18 protein-coding genes are annotated in these 21873 nt (G+C 30.7%); 6 read left to right on the forward strand and 12 right to left on the reverse strand.

The features are described from left to right. Positions 1 to 131: 131 nt before the first annotated feature. The 3 genes from J2Z39_RS08420 to lacA are packed head-to-tail and all read right to left on the reverse strand — an operon-like array spanning position 132 to position 1558. The gene (locus J2Z39_RS08420; protein WP_245325649.1) at positions 132 to 572 is read right to left on the reverse strand and encodes a BadF/BadG/BcrA/BcrD ATPase family protein; all 441 of its coding nucleotides are present in this window, start codon (positions 570 to 572) and stop codon (positions 132 to 134) included. Further along, positions 565 to 1095: a galactose-6-phosphate isomerase subunit LacB gene (gene lacB, locus J2Z39_RS01545; RefSeq protein WP_209813435.1), complete on the reverse strand. Its 531-nt coding sequence runs from the start codon at positions 1093 to 1095 to the stop codon at positions 565 to 567. Before lacB ends, J2Z39_RS08420 begins: the two co-directional genes overlap by 8 nt. A 10-nt stretch (positions 1096 to 1105) precedes the next feature. Continuing rightward, positions 1106 to 1558 carry a galactose-6-phosphate isomerase subunit LacA gene (gene lacA / locus J2Z39_RS01550; protein ID WP_209813436.1) on the reverse strand — a complete coding sequence of 151 codons (453 nt, stop codon included), beginning with the start codon at positions 1556 to 1558 and terminating at the stop codon, positions 1106 to 1108. Positions 1559 to 1779: 221 nt separating this feature from the next. Between lacA and J2Z39_RS01555 the strand changes: the two genes are divergently transcribed. From J2Z39_RS01555 to arcA, 3 genes are all read left to right on the forward strand, one after another. Then, positions 1780 to 2259 (forward strand): dihydrofolate reductase, encoded by a 480-nt coding sequence (locus tag J2Z39_RS01555; RefSeq protein WP_209813438.1) that lies wholly within the window; start codon positions 1780 to 1782, stop codon positions 2257 to 2259. Further along, positions 2259 to 2522 (forward strand): hypothetical protein, encoded by a 264-nt coding sequence (locus tag J2Z39_RS01560; RefSeq protein ID WP_209813441.1) that lies wholly within the window; start codon positions 2259 to 2261, stop codon positions 2520 to 2522. The genes J2Z39_RS01555 and J2Z39_RS01560 overlap by 1 nt, the downstream gene beginning before the upstream one ends. Positions 2523 to 2610: 88 nt before the next feature. Beyond that, positions 2611 to 3840 carry an arginine deiminase gene (gene arcA, locus J2Z39_RS01565; protein ID WP_209813443.1) on the forward strand — a complete coding sequence of 410 codons (1230 nt, stop codon included), beginning with the start codon at positions 2611 to 2613 and terminating at the stop codon, positions 3838 to 3840. A 619-nt stretch (positions 3841 to 4459) separates the two neighbouring features. On the opposite strand, the gene J2Z39_RS01570 is transcribed toward arcA, so the two are convergent. The 9 genes from J2Z39_RS01570 to J2Z39_RS01610 form a co-directional block, all read right to left on the reverse strand. Next, entirely contained in the window at positions 4460 to 4645 is a 186-nt protein-coding gene (locus J2Z39_RS01570; protein WP_209813445.1) for a hypothetical protein, read from the reverse strand. Between the two features lies 1 nt (position 4646). After that, positions 4647 to 5066, reverse strand: a complete 420-nt coding sequence (sufU, locus tag J2Z39_RS01575) for a Fe-S cluster assembly sulfur transfer protein SufU (protein WP_117520357.1) — start codon at positions 5064 to 5066, stop codon at positions 4647 to 4649. Position 5067: 1 nt separating this feature from the next. Further along, a complete protein-coding gene (locus tag J2Z39_RS01580) occupies positions 5068 to 6288 on the reverse strand; it encodes a SufS family cysteine desulfurase (protein WP_209813447.1) in 1221 nt (406 codons plus the stop codon). 1 nt (position 6289) lies between these two features. Continuing rightward, positions 6290 to 7342 carry a SufD family Fe-S cluster assembly protein gene (locus J2Z39_RS01585; RefSeq protein WP_209813449.1) on the reverse strand — a complete coding sequence of 351 codons (1053 nt, stop codon included), beginning with the start codon at positions 7340 to 7342 and terminating at the stop codon, positions 6290 to 6292. Further along, the gene (gene sufB / locus J2Z39_RS01590) at positions 7342 to 8754 is read right to left on the reverse strand and encodes a Fe-S cluster assembly protein SufB (protein WP_209813451.1); all 1413 of its coding nucleotides are present in this window, start codon (positions 8752 to 8754) and stop codon (positions 7342 to 7344) included. The genes J2Z39_RS01585 and sufB overlap by 1 nt, the downstream gene beginning before the upstream one ends. 3 nt (positions 8755 to 8757) lie before the next feature. Then, on the reverse strand, positions 8758 to 9489 hold the full coding sequence (sufC, locus tag J2Z39_RS01595) for a Fe-S cluster assembly ATPase SufC (protein WP_117520365.1): 732 nt from the start codon (positions 9487 to 9489) through the stop codon (positions 8758 to 8760). A gap of 148 nt (positions 9490 to 9637) precedes the next feature. After that, positions 9638 to 9904, reverse strand: a complete 267-nt coding sequence (locus J2Z39_RS01600) for an HPr family phosphocarrier protein (protein WP_117520367.1) — start codon at positions 9902 to 9904, stop codon at positions 9638 to 9640. Positions 9905 to 10132: 228 nt separating this feature from the next. After that, the gene (gene pepD, locus J2Z39_RS01605; protein ID WP_209813453.1) at positions 10133 to 11545 is read right to left on the reverse strand and encodes a beta-Ala-His dipeptidase; all 1413 of its coding nucleotides are present in this window, start codon (positions 11543 to 11545) and stop codon (positions 10133 to 10135) included. Between the two features lie 38 nt (positions 11546 to 11583). Next, on the reverse strand, positions 11584 to 12510 hold the full coding sequence (locus J2Z39_RS01610) for a glycosyltransferase family 2 protein (RefSeq protein ID WP_117520370.1): 927 nt from the start codon (positions 12508 to 12510) through the stop codon (positions 11584 to 11586). Between the two features lie 175 nt (positions 12511 to 12685). On the opposite strand from J2Z39_RS01610, the gene J2Z39_RS01615 reads away from it, so the two are divergent. From J2Z39_RS01615 to J2Z39_RS01625, 3 genes are all read left to right on the forward strand, one after another. Next, positions 12686 to 13546, forward strand: coding sequence for a C39 family peptidase (locus J2Z39_RS01615; RefSeq protein ID WP_245325650.1), 861 nt, complete (start codon positions 12686 to 12688; stop codon positions 13544 to 13546). A gap of 445 nt (positions 13547 to 13991) precedes the next feature. Next, positions 13992 to 15938: a GA module-containing protein gene (locus tag J2Z39_RS01620; protein ID WP_209813455.1), complete on the forward strand. Its 1947-nt coding sequence runs from the start codon at positions 13992 to 13994 to the stop codon at positions 15936 to 15938. A gap of 21 nt (positions 15939 to 15959) precedes the next feature. After that, on the forward strand, positions 15960 to 21818 hold the full coding sequence (locus J2Z39_RS01625) for a S8 family serine peptidase (RefSeq protein WP_245325651.1): 5859 nt from the start codon (positions 15960 to 15962) through the stop codon (positions 21816 to 21818). The last annotated feature ends 55 nt before the right edge of the window (positions 21819 to 21873 follow it).

Consider the following 21873-nt stretch of genomic DNA (forward strand, 5'->3'; position numbering starts at 1 on the left):
AATCATCTTTTATAACTAGATTTTTTTAACTAAATCATATATGGAATCTTTTTCTAATCTTCCATCACTCATTTTGGTAAATAAATTTAATAATTTTAAACCTATCCAATACCCACTAGCTTCATCCCCAATTAGTGTCCCCAGCCTGAGCATCTCATAGAATTACAATTAATATCTACTCCATGACCAATTGCGCCTGTTCCTAAAACTATATTTATTCCTGGATTTCCATTTAATGAACCAGCCCATCCATTAACACAATCATTATCTATGCTAAACCTATCACTATTAACAACTCTTCTTATGCCTTCGTTAATGTATTCTTCTGTATTTGGATACTGCCTATATCCAGAAATTGAAATAAAAGAGTAAGTAATATTAAATGGATTAATACCCTCTTTCTTAGCAATTTCCTTTATTCCCATTTCCATAATATCAAAATACTCTTTCTTAGAAACTTGTTTTGGGTGTATAGTAGTCTGTTTCGATTCAAATTTATTACCAGCTACATCTAACAAAAATTCTGTTTTCGTTCCTCCTCCATCTACACCAAGGAAGATTTCGTTAGTCATGGTATTCTCCATGATCCCATTTTTCTAAAAATTCATCAAAGAATTCGCTATTACAAAATTGTTTTTGCTTATCTTCACCTTGTTCTTCTTCAATGGACATAAGCTTTTCTATTAACCTTTTATTTTCATTAGTTTCTTTATATTCTGCATTTATAAAGCTATCCACTATTTCACAAGCAAGATCTTTTCCTACAATCATTCCACCTACACCTATTACATTTGCATCTAGTTCTTCTCTAGCATATACAGCTGTTGCACAATCACGCACCAATGCACATCTTGTTCCAAAAGATTTATTTACCGCTGTAGTGATCCCTACACCCGTACCACATAAAACAACTCCAAAGTCACATTCTCCGCTTGCTACCAATTCCCCAACTTTTTTACCAAATATCGGATAATGAGTTCTAGTATTATCGTAAGTTCCTACGTCAATAACTTCATAACCATTAGCTTTTAAATGATCTGATATTTTCATTTTTAAACTTGTAACAATATGATCACATCCTAATGCTATCTTCATTACTTACCTCCTACATCATTTTATTTAGCATATCTATTCTGATTTGATGGCGACCACTATCATAGCCATGACTTAAAAAGCTTCTTACACAAGACTTAGCTAGTTCTTCACCAACAATTCCAGATCCAAAGCATAACACTCTTGCTCCATTATGTCTTTTTGTCATTAATGAAGATCTTTCATCACTAACTTCTGCAGCTATCATTCCTTTATGTTTAGTAGCCGCCATGTAAGAACCTGCTCCATATTTATCAATAAGTATCCCCACAGAAGAATCATCAGAGCCACTTGTAAGCATACCATCTACTTCTAAAAGTTTTTTACAAACAGCTTTTGCACTATCAACAAAGTCAAATTCATCTTCAGTTAAATCTTCAACTTCATATCCTAAAAATTTTACTTCTTCAACTAGAGCATTTTTTAGCTCTATTCCATCTTTATCAGAAGAAAAATAAACTTTCATAACCCCCTCCTTTGTTCCTTTATGTTTATTAATTTTCTTATTTGTTTATATAGTATATCAACCGAACTTTTTTGTCAACGTTTTCTGCAAAAATATTTTAAAATAATCATCTACATTATCCACACAATAAAAAATGTTTGTTTTTGTTTCAAATCAATTGCACAGTTCAATTGAATTTAAAAGTAACTAAATAGAAGTATTATTATCTAAAGGAGTAATTTATGAAAATCATTTTGGCTGTTGATGAAAATTGGGGTATTGGTAAGGGTAATGAGATGCTTTTTCATCTATCTACTGATCTTAAACATTTTAAAGAGGAGACCATCCATAACATAGTTATCATGGGCAGAAACACCTATGAATCTATGGGCGGTGGTTTAACCGATAGAAAAAACATTGTTCTCAGTCGAAATACCGATTACAGGCTAGATGACGCCAAGGTTTTTAACGACTACAAAGAAGTTTTATCTTTTGTAGAAAATAGCCCAAAAGAAGCTTATGTAATTGGTGGTTCTCAAATAGTTGATATATTCTTACCATTTTGCAATGAAGCTATTATTACAAAAATATATGCAAGCCGCGATGCCGATACTTATCTTCATAATTTCGATAAGGATAATAATTTTGAAATTATAAATAAATCAGGAATCAATAAAGAAAACGGAATTAAATTTGAATATATTACTTACAGGAGGAAATAATGGATAATATTAAAAGCACAGAAATATTTGTAAGCGATTTATGCCCACATTGCCAAGTAGTTATAAGAGATTATGAGAATCATCCCGAAAAATATGATGGAACAGAAATACTTAATATAAGTAAAAATCTAAGCCATTTGAAAAGATTTCTAAAGTACCGTGACGATTTAAAAGGATACAAGGAAATCAAAGCAACTGGTAAAATTGGTGTACCTTCAAAAGTTTTAGATGGGATAGAAGTAGAATTTTTCGAAGAAGTTTAAGAATATTAGCCAGTCAACTCATAAGTAATTATTTTACGCTAGCTGGCACTTTTTGCTTATCTTATTTAATTTGAAAGAAAGGAATGTAATGAGAGAAAGAACATTAAATGTCTATTCTGAAATAGGAAAATTAAAATCTGTTTTGTTACATAGACCAGGAAAAGAGTTAGAAAATCTAACTCCAGATTCCCTAGATAGATTGCTTTTTGATGATATACCATTTTTAGATATAGCTAGATATGAGCATGATGCTTTTGCAAAAATATTAATTGATAACAATATAGAAGTTCTATACTTAGAAGATTTAGCTGCTGAAGCTATAACTAATTCAACAATTAAAGAAGAGTTTGTAGATGAATTTATAAGCGAAGCTAAAATCTATGGAATTTGTAGCAAAAATCTAGTGAAAGATTATCTTATGAGTATAGATACTAACCAAAATATGATACTTAACATGATGGAGGGAATCAAAAAAACAGATATAGCCTCCTATAGAGAAGTAAGTCTTGCTGATATGGTTAATTCTACTAATCCATTTATATGTGATGCTATGCCCAACTTATATTTCACAAGAGATCCTGCAGCAAATATAGGCCATGGCGTATCCCTAAATAAAATGAGAAATGAAACAAGACAAAGGGAAACACTATTTGCCAAATACATTTTAAAGTACCATCCAAGGTTTAAAGATGCTAATATTCCTCTATGGTATAACAGAAATGATGTAAGTGTAATTGAAGGCGGAGATGAACTTATACTTTCCAAAGAAGTTATAGCTATAGGTATATCAGAGAGAACGGATCCAGATTCTATAGAAAAACTTGCAGAAAGAATATTTACACACAATGAAACATTCAAAAAAATTCTAGCCTTGCAAATACCTAATAAAAGAGCTTTCATGCACTTAGATACAGTTTTTACTATGGTTGATTATGATAAATTTACCATACATCCAGAAATAGAAGGTCCTCTTACAGTATATTCTTTGACAAAGTCTGAAGAAAAAGAAATCAGGATAAAAAAGGAAAACCTAGAACTAGATAAGATATTAGCTGAAGCTTTATGTCTTGACAAAGTTACACTAATCCGCTGTGGAGGAAATGATCTTGTAGCTGGCGCCAGAGAACAGTGGTCAGATGGTGCAAATACCCTAGCAATCGCTCCTGGCGAAGTAATCGTTTATTCTAGAAATAAGGTGACTAATAGCCTCCTAAAAGATAACGGAATCAAAGTCCATGTTATGCCATCAAGTGAACTTTCTCGTGGTCGTGGTGGTCCCAGATGCATGTCCATGCCTTTACGGAGAGATGATATTTAAGATTATAAAAGAATTTTTATACTACGTTTTTATATAACCTAAATTTATTTTCAATAATATTTTCTATGACTGTAATATTAAATTTTTCTTTAGAAGATAACAAGATAAATAATTAAATTTATAAAATAATAAAAGAGCCCGAAAGGGCTTTTTGAACTGTTAACAAAATATAAATTTACCCATTTCGACTGAACGTAGTGAGCGGAGAAATCTTATTAGATCTCTCCATGCATTCGTTTCACTCACACTAAAACTCGTTTACTGGGCAAACTTTTTTGTGCTTTCGCACTAGTTTTAGGGATGAACTTACCAAACCAAGGTATATTCATCTAGTCGAGATGGTCTGTAGCTTAATTTAAATTTTAAATTATTAATAAGTTATAAAATCGATTTTGTCTACGTTCTGAAAAGGGTCCGAAAGGACTCTTTTATTATACCTATTCTATAGATTGAAGTGCTTCTAGCATATCTATATATTTTAATTTACGATATACATATCTACCTAGAATTATAGTTATCGTGCCAATTATAACAAGTGAAATTGCAAATGATATATATGTTAATACATATTTATATGCGCACAATAGATATACAATAAAAAACTGAAATCTTGATGATCTCAGTTTTTGTTTTCTATTTTATTGTACTTTATATAGGCATTTGCAGCCATAGTTATTGATACTATCAAAATAATCCACCAGAATGGACGATTTTTTTGATATTGTAAATAAGTTATCACTAACAGTAGCATTGTTGTAATAACACTTGTTAAGAATTCTAAATCATCTAAATTATTCTTATTCATATTAAATAACTTGATCTAAAGTTTTCCATGAAAGCAGGGCACATTTTACTCTTTGTGGCATATTTTGAATGTTGATAAATGCTGCGGCATCACCTAATTTGTCTATCTCCTCATCGCTTATATCTTCTCTTTTTATCATTCTAATATAAATATCCGCAAGTTCTTTTGCTTCTTCTTTAGTCTTTCCGATAATTGTATCACACATAACACTTGTAGCTGCTTGGCTTATAGCGCATCCATCGCCTGTAAAGGCTGCATCTACAATCTTGTCTCCATCGTATTTTAGCTCTAAGACAATCTCATCACCACAAGAAGGATTGTGACCTGGCTCTTTGATATCTGCATCTTCTAGTTCATGTTTATTAGCTTGATTTCTAGAATGATCGAGTATTATTTGAGAATAAATTTCTTCCATATCCATGTTATAAACCCATTACCTTTCTGACATTTAATAATTCTTTTGCAAAAATTTCTGCTTCTTCTTTTGTATTATAGAATGCAAAGCTTGCTCTTGCAGTTGAACTTACACCTAAGTACTTGTGTAAAGGCATAGCACAGTGATGACCTGATCTAACTGCAACTCCCTTACTATCTAGGATGCTTGCTATATCATGTGGATGGATATCGTCATAAGTAAAAGCTAAAACAGATCCAGTTTTAGAGTCTTCTGGATAGAAGATCTTAATATGCGGATAGTCTTTTACTAAATCATAGGCATAGTGGGTAAGCTCTGACTCGTATTTATAAATCTCATCTATTCCTATATTTTCCATGTATTTTATGGCCTCAGCCAAACCTACTACGCCACCTACATTTTGTGTACCTGCTTCAAATTTATAAGGGAGTTCTGCAAAAGTTGCTTCTTGCTCATAGACATATTCTATCATGTCTCCACCAGTATTAAAAGGTTCCATCTTTTCAAGAATTTCCTTTTTACCATAAAGAACACCTATACCCATAGGAGATAAAAGCTTATGGCCTGAAAATACTAAAAAGTCACAATCTAAATCACTTACATCTGTCTTTAAGTGTGGGATAAGTTGAGCTCCATCAACTATAGCAATAGCACCTTTCTCATGAGCCAAGTTTACTATTTTTTTTACGTCAATTATTTCACCAGTTACATTGCTCGCACCAGTGAATGAAACTATTTTTGTCTTATCATTAATCTTTGATTCTAAATCATCATAGTCTAAGGAATAATCGTCATTTAAGTAAGCATAAACTAGCTTTGCTCCAGTTTTTTTACAAACTTGTTGCCATGGAACAAGATTTGCATGGTGCTCTAAGATTGTTATAAGTATCTCATCACCTTCATGCAAATTATCTAGAGCATAAGAATATGCTATTAGATTTAAAGCTTCTGTTGCATTTCTTGTAAAGATAACTTCTTCACGATGCTTAGCCCCTATATATTCCTTAATATCATCACGAGAGTTTTCGTAAGCCTTAGTTGCCTCAAAGCTTAAATAATGTGCTCCCCTATGAGGATTTGCATTCTTATATTTATAATATTTATCAACCGCTTCTATAACCTGTATAGGTTTTTGGCTAGTAGCTGCTGTATCTAGGTAGATGACATCCTTACCTACATTTTTACTATCTAGGTAAGGAAAGTCTGCTCTAATTTTATTAATATCCATCTTAATTCCTTGTATTCATTTGATGAACTTTTTCTTTTAAAGATTCTTTTAAAGCTTCATCTTCTATCTTATCAAGGGCTTTAGAAAAAGTTGCTTCCAGCATCATAGACTCCGCTTGCTTTTTATCAAAACCACGACTCATAATGTAAAATAACATTTCCTTATTAAGTCTACCAACACTTGCAGCATGGTTGCCCGCAACTTCTTTTTCTGCACAAAGTAGAATTGGTGCAGTCTTATTTTTAACCGTATCGGAAAACATCATAGAATAATCCCCTATCTTACCATCTGCACTTACGCAACCTGGTCTAAGGTCTACTACACCCTTCCAGTTTTTATGAGCATGATCTTTGAGTGCTCCATTAAACATAGCTTCAGAATCCGTATCATTTCCATTGTGTTCATTAGTAGCAAGTATATCTAAGAATTGATTTTCTTCTTTAAAGTATACTCCTGATTCACGGACCATCGCTCTATCTCCATCAAGAATATTTTTTATATTTACAATAGAATTATCCGCCCCTATTTCAATATAAGTAATATCTAGATAAGACTCTTCTCCTAAAATTGTTGTAATAGAAGAAAAATTAATTGATTTTTCTGGTAAATTTGTTACTACAACAAGTTTAACTCGTGCTTTGTCAGCTATATTGGCTCTAATTTGAGAGTTAAGGTATAAGTTATCTCCTTCTCCAAAAGCGCTAATTAAATATGAAGAAGTAGAATCCTCTCCTGCATTTACATCAATGCCTGAAACCAAAATATCATTATCACTATCAAGCTTAAGTTCTATAATCTCAGTTTCTTTTTTATCAGCACTTGCTATATCAAATGTCCTTGTAAAGTTTCTAAAGTTCTTATTTTCTGCTTTTACTTCATCTGAAATTCCATAAACTTTTGACTTAAATGCCTCATCAAGAGCTTTTATAGATTCAGTGTCACTTGATTTAAAATATTCTTTTCTTTCTGCTTGGCCTAGGCTGATATCTGAATCTACCCAATTTAGGCCAGTAGAATTCCAAGTATACATTCTCATTTCATTAAGTTTACTCATCAGCCATTCGCTCCTTCAAGTTCCATATCTATTAAGTGATTCATTTCTACAGCATATTCTAATGGTAATTCACGACTAACTGGTTCTGCAAATCCACGTACTATCATAGATTTTGCTTCATCTTCGGGAATTCCACGACTCATTAGATAAAATATTTGTGATTGATCTAATGATCCAATCTTTGCCTCGTGTCCACAATCCACATCATCATTTCTAATATCGAGTACTGGAATAGTATCAGACTGTGCACCTTCAGTAAGCATTAGATTTTCACAGTCAACTGTTGAACGACTACCCGCTGAATTTCTCTTCATTTGAACTAGAGATCTAGTCATTGATTTTCCAGTACCACCCGTAATTGACTTGGTAAGAGCAGTTGAATATGTGTTTGGAGCAAGGTGAATCATTGAGCAACCATTATCAATATATTGACCATCACCTGCAAAAGTAATTCCAGTATACTCCGCGCTTGCACCTTCTCCAGCTAATACACTTGTAGGATAAAGCATAGAAACTTTTGATCCAAAGGAACCTGATACCCAAATAACCTTGCCGCCCTCATCTACTATAGCGCGCTTTGTGTTTAGGTTATACATATTCCTTGACCAGTTTTCTATTGTAGAAAATCTAACTTCAGCATTTTTACCAACAAATATTTCTACAGAACCTGCATGTAAGTTTACAACATTATATTTTGGAGCTGAACATCCTTCTATGAAGTGAACTTTTGCATTATCTTCTGCGATAATCATAGTATGTTCAAATTGTCCAGCACCTGGAGCATTAAGTCTATAATATGATTGAAGTGGTATATCTACCTTTACTCCTTCTGGAACATATATTAACGATCCACCTGACCATACTGCACCGTGAAGTGCCGCATATTTATGAAGTGTTGGGGGTATTGCTCTTTGAAAGTATTCTTTTACCAAATCTTCATGCTCTTTAAGGGCTGTTGCAAAGTCCATAAAGATAACACCTTGATCTTCTAAATGCTTTTGAATAGAGAAGTATACTTCCTCACTATCGTATTGGGCACCTACACCAGCTAAAGATTCTTGTTCAGCTTGAGGTATACCAAGTCTATCAAAAGTAGCTTTTATCTCTTCCGGAAGAGCTTCCCAATTAGATTTCTTATCTGTCTTTGGCTTAACATAGGCTGTGATATCATCCATATTTAACTCAGATAAGTCTGGACCCCAGTTTGGATTTTCCATTTGAAGGAAAAGCTCAAGAGATTTAAGCCTTCTAAGCCTCATCCAGTCTGGCTCGCCTTTTTCACGTGAAATTTCATTTACTATATCAGCATTAATTCCTTTTTCTGTAATCTTATCATAGGTAAATTCGTCTATAAAGTCGTAAAAACCTCGATCTAATTCCTTTAATTTTTCTTCTATATTATTACTTGGCATAGTCTACACCCATTCATATCCACGTTTTTCGATCTCGTCCATAAGACTATCGTCGCCTTCATGAGCAATTTTACCGTCTTTTATAACATGAACGTAGTCCGCTTTGATATTTTCTAATAATTCTCTATGGTGAGTAATAATAATAACTGCATTATCCTCTGATAGATAATCTTTTATACCACTACTTACTATTCTAACAGCATCAACGTCTAGTCCTGAATCTGTTTCATCTAGCATAGCAAGTTTTGGATTGAGCATCTTTAATTGTAAAATTTCTGATTTTTTTCTTTCACCACCAGAAAATCCCACATTAACATATCTTGACGCATAATCTTCAGATAAGTTTAAAGATTTCATTTCCTTAGCTAAATTTTTGCTAAAGCTTAGCATTTGCGGCTTCTTTCCTGTGATTTGCTCTTCAGAAATTCTTAAAAAATCATTTAATTTTACACCCGGGATTTCATCAGGATGTTGGAAACTCATGAAAATTCCACGACGAGCACGTTTATCAACAGATTCTTCTGTGATATCTTCTCCTTCAAAATAAATTTTCCCTTCTGTAACTTCATAAACTGGGTTAGCCATAATTGTATTCATTAGAGTTGATTTACCTGATCCATTCGAACCCATAACTACATGAACTTCACCCTTATTTACTGTTAAATCTATACCTTTTAAAATCTCATTATCTTCTACAGATACATGAAGATTTTCAATTTTTAATAACTCAGACATTTTTACCTCTTCTTTTTAATTTATATTAATCGAAAATTCAATTAAAGTATACTCCTTTACTAGGAATTATCAATCAGCTTATAGTCTATATTGTACTCGAAAATATCCATAAAAAAACGAGCCTAGGCTCGCAAATATCTCTATACTTTTAATTTTGATTAATTTTATTTTCTATTACATCTACTAAAGATTTGACAGCTTCTTCTTCCTTATCGCCGCTAGCTTTGATTGTTAATTCTTCGCCATTAGAAGCACTCATGCTAAGAACTGACATGATAGACTTTGCATTATAGCTTCTTCCATTTTTTTCTACTGTTATATCACAAGGAAACTGAACAGCGGCTCTGATAAAGATTGATGCAGGTCTTGCATGTAAGCCAATCTCATTAGTTAGTGTGACTTTTTGCTCGTACATAGTACCTCCTTTTTTTAAATCTTTTTATAAATTAATATTACATTATTTAAGCAAAAAATGCAAACATTTTCACAAATTTATTCAATTATGATTATAAAATCTGGCAGTTTACTAGGATTTAACAAAAAAATTAGGACAGTTAAATCTGATAAGCTATAGAAATTAACTATCCTAAATATATAACTTTTATTTAAGCAATTATTTATTTATAAAAACTCTAAGCAAAACTTAAATTCTTTTTATAAGCTCTTTTAAGAATTTGTAATTGTTTTCTACTGACTTTATACTAACACGCTCTGCCGGTGAGTGTGCTCCTTGTATTTCTGGTCCAAAGGAAATCATCTCAACATCTGGCATAACACCCTTAAATAGACCACATTCTAGACCCCCATGAGTGGTTGCAACTTCCATATCCGTTCCATTTTGCTCTTTCCATATATCATTTGCAATATCTATTAACTTAGTTTCTTCTCTTTGCCATCCTGTGTAAGCACTTTTTATCTCTGCCTTACCACCATATAATTTTACAATTTTTGTAGCTATAGCTGCTCTATTAAATTTAGCAGAATCAATTTGTGATCTAATCATTGAGCTCATTCTAATCTCATCTTCACTTTCTTCTAGTATACCTAGATTTGATGAAGTTATAATCTCATCTTTATATTTTTTATACAAACCATTAGGTAAGGTGTATATACAGTCAATTATATTTTTAGATAAATTTTGGCTAAGAACTTTTCCATTAAAACTAGTTTCTTCTATACTGATTTGTCCCTTAGGGTCTGTATCTTTTGATTCATTTAATATATCCTCTTTTCTGCTATTAATTTCTTCTATAGCACTTTTTTTATCAGATACAGAAACTATGGCATAGGCCGTAGATGGGATAGCATTCCTCTTTACACCACCATTAAACTCTGCTATTTGTACTCCGTCTATATCTACTAATAACCTAGCCAAACTATTTATAGCATTGATCCTAGCTTTATCAATTTCCATTCCAGAATGGCCACCTTCAAATCCTCTTAGGTCAAGTTTAATAAAGTCTCCTTTAGCATCTTCATATTCTTTTTCAAATGTTATTTCTAAATCAAGACCTCCAGCACATCCTATCGTAAGAGCACCTTCTTCTTCTGAATCTATATTTAATAAATATTTTGCATTTATATCCGTTCCATCAAGAGCATTTGCACCAACCATTGATGTTTCCTCTCCTGTTGTAATGATTGCTTCAAGCGGCCCATGTTCTAGTGAATCATCATCAAATATTGCAAGAATAAAAGCCACTCCCATACCATCATCGGCACCTAGGGTAGTCTTATCAGCCGTTACCCATTCATCTTCTATCAATAATTTTATAGGGTCTTTACTAAAGTCATGATCAGAATCATCTTCTTTTACACAAACCATATCCATATGAGCTTGTAAAGCCACAGTTTCTCTATTCTCACAACCAGATGAAGCATTCTTTTTCATAATTACATTAAGAGCCTCATCTTGACGTACTTCTAGTTTATGTTCTTTAGCAAAATTTACCAAATAATCTGAAACAGCTTTTTCATCTCCAGAGCATCTAGGAATTTCGCTTAATTCTTTAAAATATCTCCAAACTTCTTTAGGATTTAATTCATTATATTCCATTTATATCCTCCATTAATCTTAACTATTATATACAAATACTAATACCCAATTTTTGACTTTAACCTTTGCTTGTTTAGACTAAGTTTTAAGCTTCTTAAACCAAATGAATGGCTTTTCTTATTTATAATATACTCATACTTATTATAAGTTTCCCTAATTTCATCCTTGTTATAACCTAAATTTATAGCTTCTAAGAGTTTATTAACTATATTACCCACCAATTTATGGTTTATTAAGGCCTCTTTTTCTCTTTTTGATAGGTGCAAGGATTTATCATTTAAGATCCTATTAGAAAATTCTATATCATCTTCTATTTTTTCTAAGCTAAAGGAAGAAAGAGAAAGCCTATTTGTTTCGATTCTATAATAAGTAAGATACTCAGGTACTATCTCAATTTTTTTAGAATTTTTTATTATCCTTACCATAAACTCAATATCTTCTCCATAGGAGCTTTGCTCATGAAAAATAATATCATTATCCAATATTATTTCTTTTTTAATTAGAAAATTACTTATATGGAGCTTATTTTTTGTTATTAAGTAATTAACTAAAAAGTCACTCTTTACAAAAGAACTTTTCTTTTCAGTAACTTCTCCATCAATCAATTCATTATAGCCACATGTACATAGGTCAGAATTTGTCTGTTCTATTTTTTTATACATCTTTGATAAGTACTTCCTGTCATAGAGATCATCAGAATCTAGAAAGCAAATATATGGGCTAGTTGACTTAGATATTCCAAAATTTCTTGCAGCAGAAACACCACCATTTTCTTTTTTATAATAATAAATATTATCATACTTTTTGCCTAATTTACCTACTATTTCACATGAATCATCAGTTGAGCCATCGTCAACTATAATAATTTTAAAATCATTAAAATCACTTGCTTCTACCGATTCAATAGTCTCACTTATCATACTACTTGCATTGTACATTGGAATTATCACATCAATTTTCGCCATAAAACTTACCTCAAAATATATAAACTTATTACAATTATTATAAACTTATATGTTTTTTAGTCAATAATTAAATAAATCAACTATTAAATTAATATTATTGATTTTTAACTCCAATATTGATTAAACATTGAATTTATTATATAATTATTTTTATAAGTTCAGTAAAGGAATAATTATGAGAAAAAGAAAAAAAAGAAAATTTAAACTTTTAAGGTTAATTGTAATAGCTTTTATAATTTACATTATGGTAAATTTTCTTAGAACTAGAATAAATGACTCACCATATGAGGATAATTACTTTAACGAAAAATTAAGTTATTTCAATTCAATCTTTAAATCAAATAAATATAAAACAGATGACATGAACAAACTTAGAAAAAATATAGAAAAAGAAGCTAATAAAGGCAATGAAAAAGCTCAATGGATTTATGATAATTTAGATTCTTTAGATAATACTTTATTATACCTAAGTGGAAACGACTCTGATACTATAGAATTTGTCTATAATTATGCAAATGGAATTACAGACTTTGCCTATTATGATGGTCAGTCTGTAGATTTAGGCAGAAAAACACCTTATTTTATTCAATGGGACAACAGATGGGCCTACAATAATTTAGGTCATTCCAATATAGGTATAGCAGGATGTGGACCAACCTCAATAGCCATGGTACTTGCAAGACTAAATAACGATATCACTATAAGCCCTGATAAAATATCTAAAGACGCCTATGGGTATATGGATGGAAATGGTATATCTTGGTCATTCTTCCAAGATGAGGCAAATAAGTATGGATACAGTGTTAGTGATATTCCAAATAATGAAGAAGCTATGATAGATGCTTTAAACTACGGACCTTTAATTGTTTCTGTAGATAAAGGATATTTTACTCTTTTCGGACACATACTTGTTATAGATTCCTATGAGAATGGTAAATTTATAATTAATGATCCAAATAGTATCAAAAAAAGCCAAATGAAATGGTCATACCATCAACTACAAGATCAAATAGCTCATATTTGGTTACTTAGTTGAAATAATTCTTTTACTTACTTAAACTATATAAATAATATAGATTATATTCTTATTGCTAATAGAAGCTATAAGTTGCTTTTATTAGCAATATAACCATCTTATAAATTTTATCTTTCAAATTGTATTCAAGTCTATACTCAAATAAGATAAATTATCCAAATAAATCTTTACTCTACCTTCCTTGTAATAAAAATTTTTTAAGCTATTAATTTAGGCTGCCCTAATTTTTATATTAATTTAGTAGAATTTTTTTGTCATTTATATTATAATATCAAATATGAAATCATTATAATAAATAAATTTATTTACAGTAAAAATTAATAAGTGAGTATGGCCATACTAATTTCAAGACTTGTTATATGATTTTATATAGCTGTCTACTGAAAAGATAGCTAAAATTAAAATATAAAAATAGAATATGTATATTTTAATAGGGAGGACTTTAATGAATAAAAAAAATAATTATAGCAATTATAGATTAAGTACCGCATTAGCTTTAATGCTAATTTTTTCAACTAATAATACTGTATTTGCAAGTGAAGAAGGAAATTTAAATAATGATGAATTTTTTTCTACTAGTGAAGAAGAATTTTTAAATAAATCAAATGATCAAGAGATAGTAGAAAACAGTGACGATGGTTCTACCGATCTTACTACCAGTCCTACAGATACAGATGAAATAAATCAAGCAAATGATAATGCTGAGGATAGTAAAGAAAAGATGAGAGAAGATAGCAATCCCAAAACTAATAATATCAATGATCCAATAGATATAGATAATGAAAATAAAATAAATAACAATATTGATTCTAAAGAAGAAGTATCAAAAGACACAAATAAAGCAAGCAAAGTAAAACTAGATGACGCAAACGAAGAAAATCTAGTTACAGTTGTCAAAGATCCTACTTATCCAAGTTACATACCCCTAGATAAGATAGATCAAAATGAATACTATATATTTGGTCAATATAAAAATAATCGAGATGATGGCGAAGATAGAGCTACTTATACATTTTATATTGATAGAAATGATCCTTACCAAAAAGTTTACATTAATTTAAAAAAAATAAATAGTGAAGGAAAAGAATTTGAAAAAGTTTATAGCATAAACTATAACGGCGAACTAAACATCAAGAAATTAGCTACGAATATATCTAGAAATGAACTAGAAATTTCAGCTTTAGATAAGAAAAACACTGGAGAAAGTACTTTTGGCACTGTAAAAGAAAATACTGATGCAGAAAATCAAGAAAATAAATCCACAACTTATGACATCCCCCTAAGAACTCATCACACTACACATTTTTTAGACGCAGATACTGATAATGATATTCATTCTCCTGTTATCGCTTCTGGTTTCTTTGGACAGGATATCACGCCTCCACAAGCTCCTAAGAATATTAACAAAGATGGAATAACATATGAGTATACTGGCAAGTCTATTGGTTTGGATAAATTTAGTGAAAATTATAAAATTCTTCAAGAAGCTAATGATACTTTTGAATACTATATAGGTAAAGATAAAAAACAAAAAGTTGAAGTAAAGAGAGCAGGTGATCAATCAATCATAGATATCACAACATATGATCAAGATGGAAATGTTTTAAAAACATATAAAGGTGTTAAAGAAAACGATAAAATTCTAAACGACTTAGATCTCTCCTATGAGATTATCAACGAAAATCCTGTTATATATTCTAATACTAGTAAAATTTACTACTATAAAAAATTTGAAAATAAAGCTATTGATAATCCAAATAATAAAGATGTAGAAGAAAATTATGTTGATAAAGATTATAAAAAAGAATTTTTAAATAATCTATTAAACTTGTCCAAATTATCAAATACAGAAAAAGCAAAATTTGAGGAAAGAATCAATTTAGCTAAATCTAATGATGAAATCTATAAAATTTATAACGAAGCTATTAATTTAAATAATGCAAGAACTAAAAATGAAAGTTCTAACACAGATGACAATTACATCATTGATGATAACAAATCAAAAGAAGTAAATAAATATCCATTTATCAAAGATGAATCAAATGTCGATATATCAAAAGAATCTATTAATAAAATTAAGGAAGATCATAAAAATTCTAATAATTCCAACAATAGTCACTCTCTAATTTATATTCCAGACGACTATAAATATATCAAAAAAGGATTCTATTTTAAAGAAGATCTTCTTAAAGATTACTATAACCTTAAACAAGCTATATTAGAAAATGAATGTTTATGTAAAACTTGCCAACACTTATTGTCTGATATTTCAAGTTTGAGCAAAAAATATTCTGACAAAATAAACAAACTGATAAAACAATCCAAGTTATTATGTAAAGAAGGAAAAATGGCTTTAAAAGAATATTGTAAGATTCTAGAAATAGATAATTAAAAATAGTTATGGAGGTATATATTGAAAAAAAATCATAATAAATCTATATCATTTATTTTAGCTTTATCAATGGTATTTAGCTTTGTAAGTCCATCCTTTGCATCAAAATCAACAAATCCTAAAAAAGATAGTGATTTGATAAATATTAATAGAAGCAAGCAGAAAAAAAGCAAAATTATCGATGATTATTTATCTAGCGAAGCTAGTATAAAGGCAGATATTGAAAAAGAAGTATATTTTATCGAATTTAATAAGAATGCAGATAAAAATAAAATAAAAAAAGCATTAAATTCAATCAAGGATACAAAGATCCTCTACGAATATAATATTATATTCAACGGATTAGCAATCTCTACTTATCCAGAAAACATCGATTATATAAAAACTATTAAAGGAGTTGCAGATGTAGAAAAATCAGAAAAACTCAATCCTTTAATGGAAAATGCCAGAAGCCTAGTAAAGGTAGACAAGGCAAGTAACTACCTTAAAAATATCAATGCAATAAATCCCAATCTCGGCAAAAATTATGATGGAAGAGGCATGGTAATAGCCAATATAGATACAGGTATGGATGCAAGCCATAAGGCAATGAGACTCGATGATGATGCAAAAAAAGTCGCCAAGGTAAAATTAGATAACTTATCAGAAGCCGATAAGAACTTCTATATTTCAGAAAAGGTTCCACATTCAGTAAATTATCTAAATGGAGGAAAAATAACAACCGAAAAGTACGATGATGGTTCAGATTATCACGATCCTCATGGAATGCATATATCAGGAATTCTAGCTGCTAATGATACTATGGAAGATATTAATAAAGGTAAGGGAATCAGAGGTATTGCCCCTAATGCTCAATTGTTTTCTTATAAGATGTACTCAGATGCTAGTGAGGGTTTTGCTGGAGATGAAACTATGTTCCATGCCTTTGAAGATTGTATAAAACATGATGTAGATGTAATTTCTATATCCTCAGGTTTTACAGGTACTGGACTTAAGGGAGAAAAATATTGGCAAGCAATCAGAACTCTAAGAAATCATGGCATTCCAGTTTGCGTTGCAACTGGTAATTATGCAAGCTCAGCTTCTAATTCTTCTTGGGATAGATATGCAAACAATGCCTTAAATATGACAGATACTGGAAATGTAACTAGAACAGCAGCCCACGAAGATGCCATAGCAGTAGGCTCATCCAGAAATACTAAAATCAATTTTGATGGAATAAATATTGGTGGAAACGACTTTAGATATTCCAGAATAGGAGCTTTTTTTGATCCCAATAGTTTTAAAAAAGACAAGTATAAGTTTATTTATTTAGGCAAATGTCAAGATGATGATATAGCTGGCAAAAACCTAAAAGATAAAATTGTAATCATGGATAGAATATACACAAAAGATTTAAAATATTCTTTTAAAAAAGCAGCTGATAAAGGAGCAGCTGGAGTTATAGTTGTAAATACTGTATCTTACTATAACCGTGATGATTGGGAAAGCCTTCCAGCTATGGGTTATGAAGAAGATGAAGCTACAAAAGTACAAGTATTTTCCATCTCTGGTATGGACGGTATAAAATTATGGTCAATGCTAACTGGAAGATCCGACAAGGTTAATGTCAAATCTAAAAAAGACTCAGACTATAGAATAGATATGAACTTATATAACTCTCAAAAACCTAAAGTAGGAGAGGAAAAAGAGCTTAATATTAAATTTTTAGATAAAAAAATTCCTTGGCAAGATGTTAATGTTCCTGCCGGATCTACTTCATGGGGACCTAGAGTAGATCTAATGTTAAAACCAGATGTATCTGCCCCAGGTAAAAATATATACTCTACCTTAAATAAAATAGACGGAAAAGATACCTATCAATATATGTCAGGTACGTCAATGGCTACTCCAGTAGTATCAGGTTCAACAGTTATTATTAGACCTAAATTAAAAGAAATGGTAAAAAAACCAGTTATTAAGAGTAGAGGAATAGATTTGGTATCCCTTACAAAAATAATGCTACAAATAACATCCACTCCTATGATAGATCCTCAAACAGAAGAAAGTGGAACTTATCTTTACGCATCACCTAGACAACAAGGTTCCGGACTTATCAATGTTGAGAAAGCTCTTAAAAATAATTTAGTAATTTCTTATGATCTAAAGGACTCTAGTGGTCAAACAAACTCTTATGGAGCTGTCTCTCTAAAGGAAATAAAAACTAAGAAAAAAGATTTCAGAATTAATATTGATAATCCAACTAATAGGGATATCACTCTTAAAGTATCATCCTCCCCTATTACTACAGATGGAGAGATTAAAGTAAAAAAATTAGATGAAGAATATGATGAAAAGTCCAAAACTGGAATTCATACAGTTAATGAAATTCATCCAAAAAAAGTTGACGGAGCTAAGCTAACCTTCGCTAAAAACGAAATAGTAATTCCTGCAAGAGGATCTTATAGTTTAGGTGCAAGCCTTGACGTTGGAAGCCTTGTTAACAAAAATAAATTTATAGAAGGATTTATAAACTTTGAGTCAAAAGAAGAAAAAGAAAATACCAGAAAGGATCCTCAACCTTCTCTATCTATGCCATTTATGGGATTTGCTGGAGACTGGAATAATGAACCTATAATCGATAAATGGGCTTGGGAAGATGGATCTCGTTCAAAGGGCATTGTAGGTTATGATGATGAAGGCAATCCAAAAATACCTGGAACCTTAAATAGAGGTCGCGGAGGAGAACACGGCATAGATTTATTTAAACCAGCAGGAGTTATCCAAAATAGAGAAGATGATAATAAGAGCTTAGATCAAGACCCAGATTTATTTGCCTTTAACAATTCACAAGATTGGGATCTAGAATCCACTGGAGAAAGTAAACTTATCAAAGATTATGAAACAGATAGAGGCCTTACTCCAAGCCCACTCATTTTAAGATCTGCAGCAGATGCTAAAGTTTCTATAGTAAACAGTGATAATCCCAAAAATCAAAATTATTTAAAAGTACTCGATGTAGATCATTTTATAAAGGGAATCTTAAACTCTAAAAGAAATGACTCAAAAGGTATAAAGGGTTCTAAGCTAAAAGTTTATGGTGATCTGAGATGGGATGGATTAATCTATAATCCTCATTCAGTAGATAAATACGATAAAAATTATGTTGAAGGTAAATTTGAGCCAATAGCAGAAGGGCAATATTTCTATAAATTTGAATATAGACTAACCCCTGATTATCCATATCAGATCTCCTATATTCCAGTAAAAATAGATAGAACTCCACCTGAGATTGTATCTGTTGATGCATCTAACCCTGATGAAATAAAACTTAAAATAAAGGATAGCTACCATAAGCAAAAAGAAGCCTACAAAAATGAAACTATCTTTACCAGAGAACAAGAAAAAAATCCTCAAAAATTTGAAGAAGTTCCTAACAAAGTATGGTTTGCAGGAGCTGCATTTGTAGATGAAAATGGCGAAATATTAGATAAACTTAAAGTAGTAAATGTTGGAGAAAAAAATAAATATAACGGCTTTAAACTAGATAAAGATGGTAACAGCTGTTATAAAATATTGGGAGCTAATAAAAATCTTTTAGGAAAGACAATAGAAATTGCTGCTTTAGATGGAGCTTCAAACTTTACTGATTTATATCAAGTTAAATTTGACAAAAAAATTATAAACGGCAAGCTAGGATACTCTACTGTAAAAAGCTCCTACGATCCTGATATAGATGACTATATTGAAGAAAAAAATTCAGCAGGAAAAATAGACGCCAAGTTATTAAAAAATATTAATACAAGTGAAAAAAAATCAGATAAAAATGAAGCTAATAGCTCTGCTAATTTAGAAGGAAAACCAAGTATTAATATAGATACTACTAAATCTACTATTGAATCACTTGATAATAAAGATCTAAATAGAATTATAAAAGTAAAAAAGATCAAAAAAGAAAATCCGTTAACTGGTATAAAAGAAGAAAGCTACGATTATGGAGATGAAAAGTCCATAGATGAATATGGACTTCCAAGTAAATATCTTGATGGAAGTAAGATGGAATTTGTAGATAATTCCCTAGATTATTTTAAAGATCATAACTATGTAGGAAAGATTATATTAAATGCAAATGGTGGATTTGATATAGAAGGTGTAGTCAAAAACGTAAGTAAAGATGCTAAAATCTACTTTAGATCTACTGCTATGAAAAAAACTAACAAGCTAGGCCAAGTGAATACTATTCCATCAACATATAACGAAAAAGATAAGTCAATGTCATTCAATCTATGGGCAAATATAAATGATGTCGATAATAATAAAGGTATTGATTATAAGGGAGATATAGAACTATACGTAACCGATAAAAATGGTAGCAGCCAAAGTATCTATATAAGAATGCCTAAAGAAAAAATCTCTAAGAAGACAGAAGATAAAATACCAAATGTCGAATCTAATTATGGAAATATCATAGAGCTTGGCGGAGCTGACCTAAATCATGGATTAAAAGAGAAAACCGATGAGGCCGGCAATATTTATTATGAAATAAGTGATAATTTAAAAATTAAAAATGGATATGCAGTTAAAATAATATCTATAAATCCTGGAAAAACCGGATTAGAAGCCTTATCATCAAATATATATACTAACGATAGTAAAGATGTAGCAACTAAAACAGCTAATATAAAGACTCTTCAAGGCTTTACCATCTTAAGATATGAAGTCTATAAACTAGAAAAAAATTCTAATGGAGAAGCTATACTAAATGATGAAAATTTAGTAGAAGAAATTGGCAAAATTGTATATATAGATAAAGATAAAGTCCAACTTGATATGGATAATGATAGCTTTAATCCTTATACAAATGAAGATAACGCTAATTATGGAGAACTTTACATTAGAAAAAGTCCACTAATTTTACGAGGAAAAGTAGGTGATAAAGGTGGATTTAACTGGAACTTTAGAATAAATGAATCCATAGTTGATCAATATTTAATTTATGGAGATCTAAACAGTGATAATTCCAAAGACTTCGAAGTAAAAATAGATGCTAACGATGGTGATATCATGGATTGGGCTGTCAAAGACTATATAGGCAACGGTGAGCCAGAAGGTATTAGATCACAATACAAGATATTTATCGACAACACTAAACCAGAAATTGAATTAACAAATGAAAAGCTCGATAACAGTATCGGACTAAAATATGAGATTGACGGTAAAGATAAGGAAGTAAATTTATCTATAACAGATAAGATAGATAGTGGAAATCCTGGAAGAATTCAACAAAAATCAATTTTAGTAAATGGAAAAGAATACCAAGCTAATAGCTTATTAAATTCTTATGCTAATTACAATAATCCTGATCAAATAGAAATTAAAGTTATTGCAACTGATTATGCAAGGAATACCAAAGTACAAATTTATAAGCTTGACTTAAATACAGGAAAAATAGAAAATGTCCAAAATCCAAAAGTAGAGGTCTTAGTAAATGCTACTACAAATGAAGTAAATTTAGGTGAAGACTTCACTCTTCCAGAATATGAAGGCGCAATACCTGAGGAAAAAGAATTCGCCGGATGGAAAGTTAGAGATGCTATCAAAAAACCAGGTTTTACTTTTAATACTCAAGCAAATATAGAAATCACACCAGTATTTAAAGATAGAGAAAAAGATTATGTGTCTTTAAATTTTGAATCCAATGGAGCGGATGGAGAGATTCCAGAAATGAAAGTTGTGAAAGGAAGCGAAATAAGCCTTCCTGAAAATACATTCATAGCTCCAGATGGCAAAGAATTTGCTGGATGGCTTGTATCTGGAAATGAAGATATAAATAATCCAAAAGATAAAATAACAGTAAACGATAATATTACAGTTACTGCTATTTGGAAAGATATTCAGTAAAAATAAGTTTTTAGTAATTTAAGATTAACAAGTTCTTTGTTACTTAATATAAAAA

It is taken from the genome of Anaerococcus nagyae, from assembly GCF_017874535.1.
Classification (GTDB): Bacteria; Bacillota; Clostridia; order Tissierellales; family Peptoniphilaceae; genus Anaerococcus; species Anaerococcus nagyae.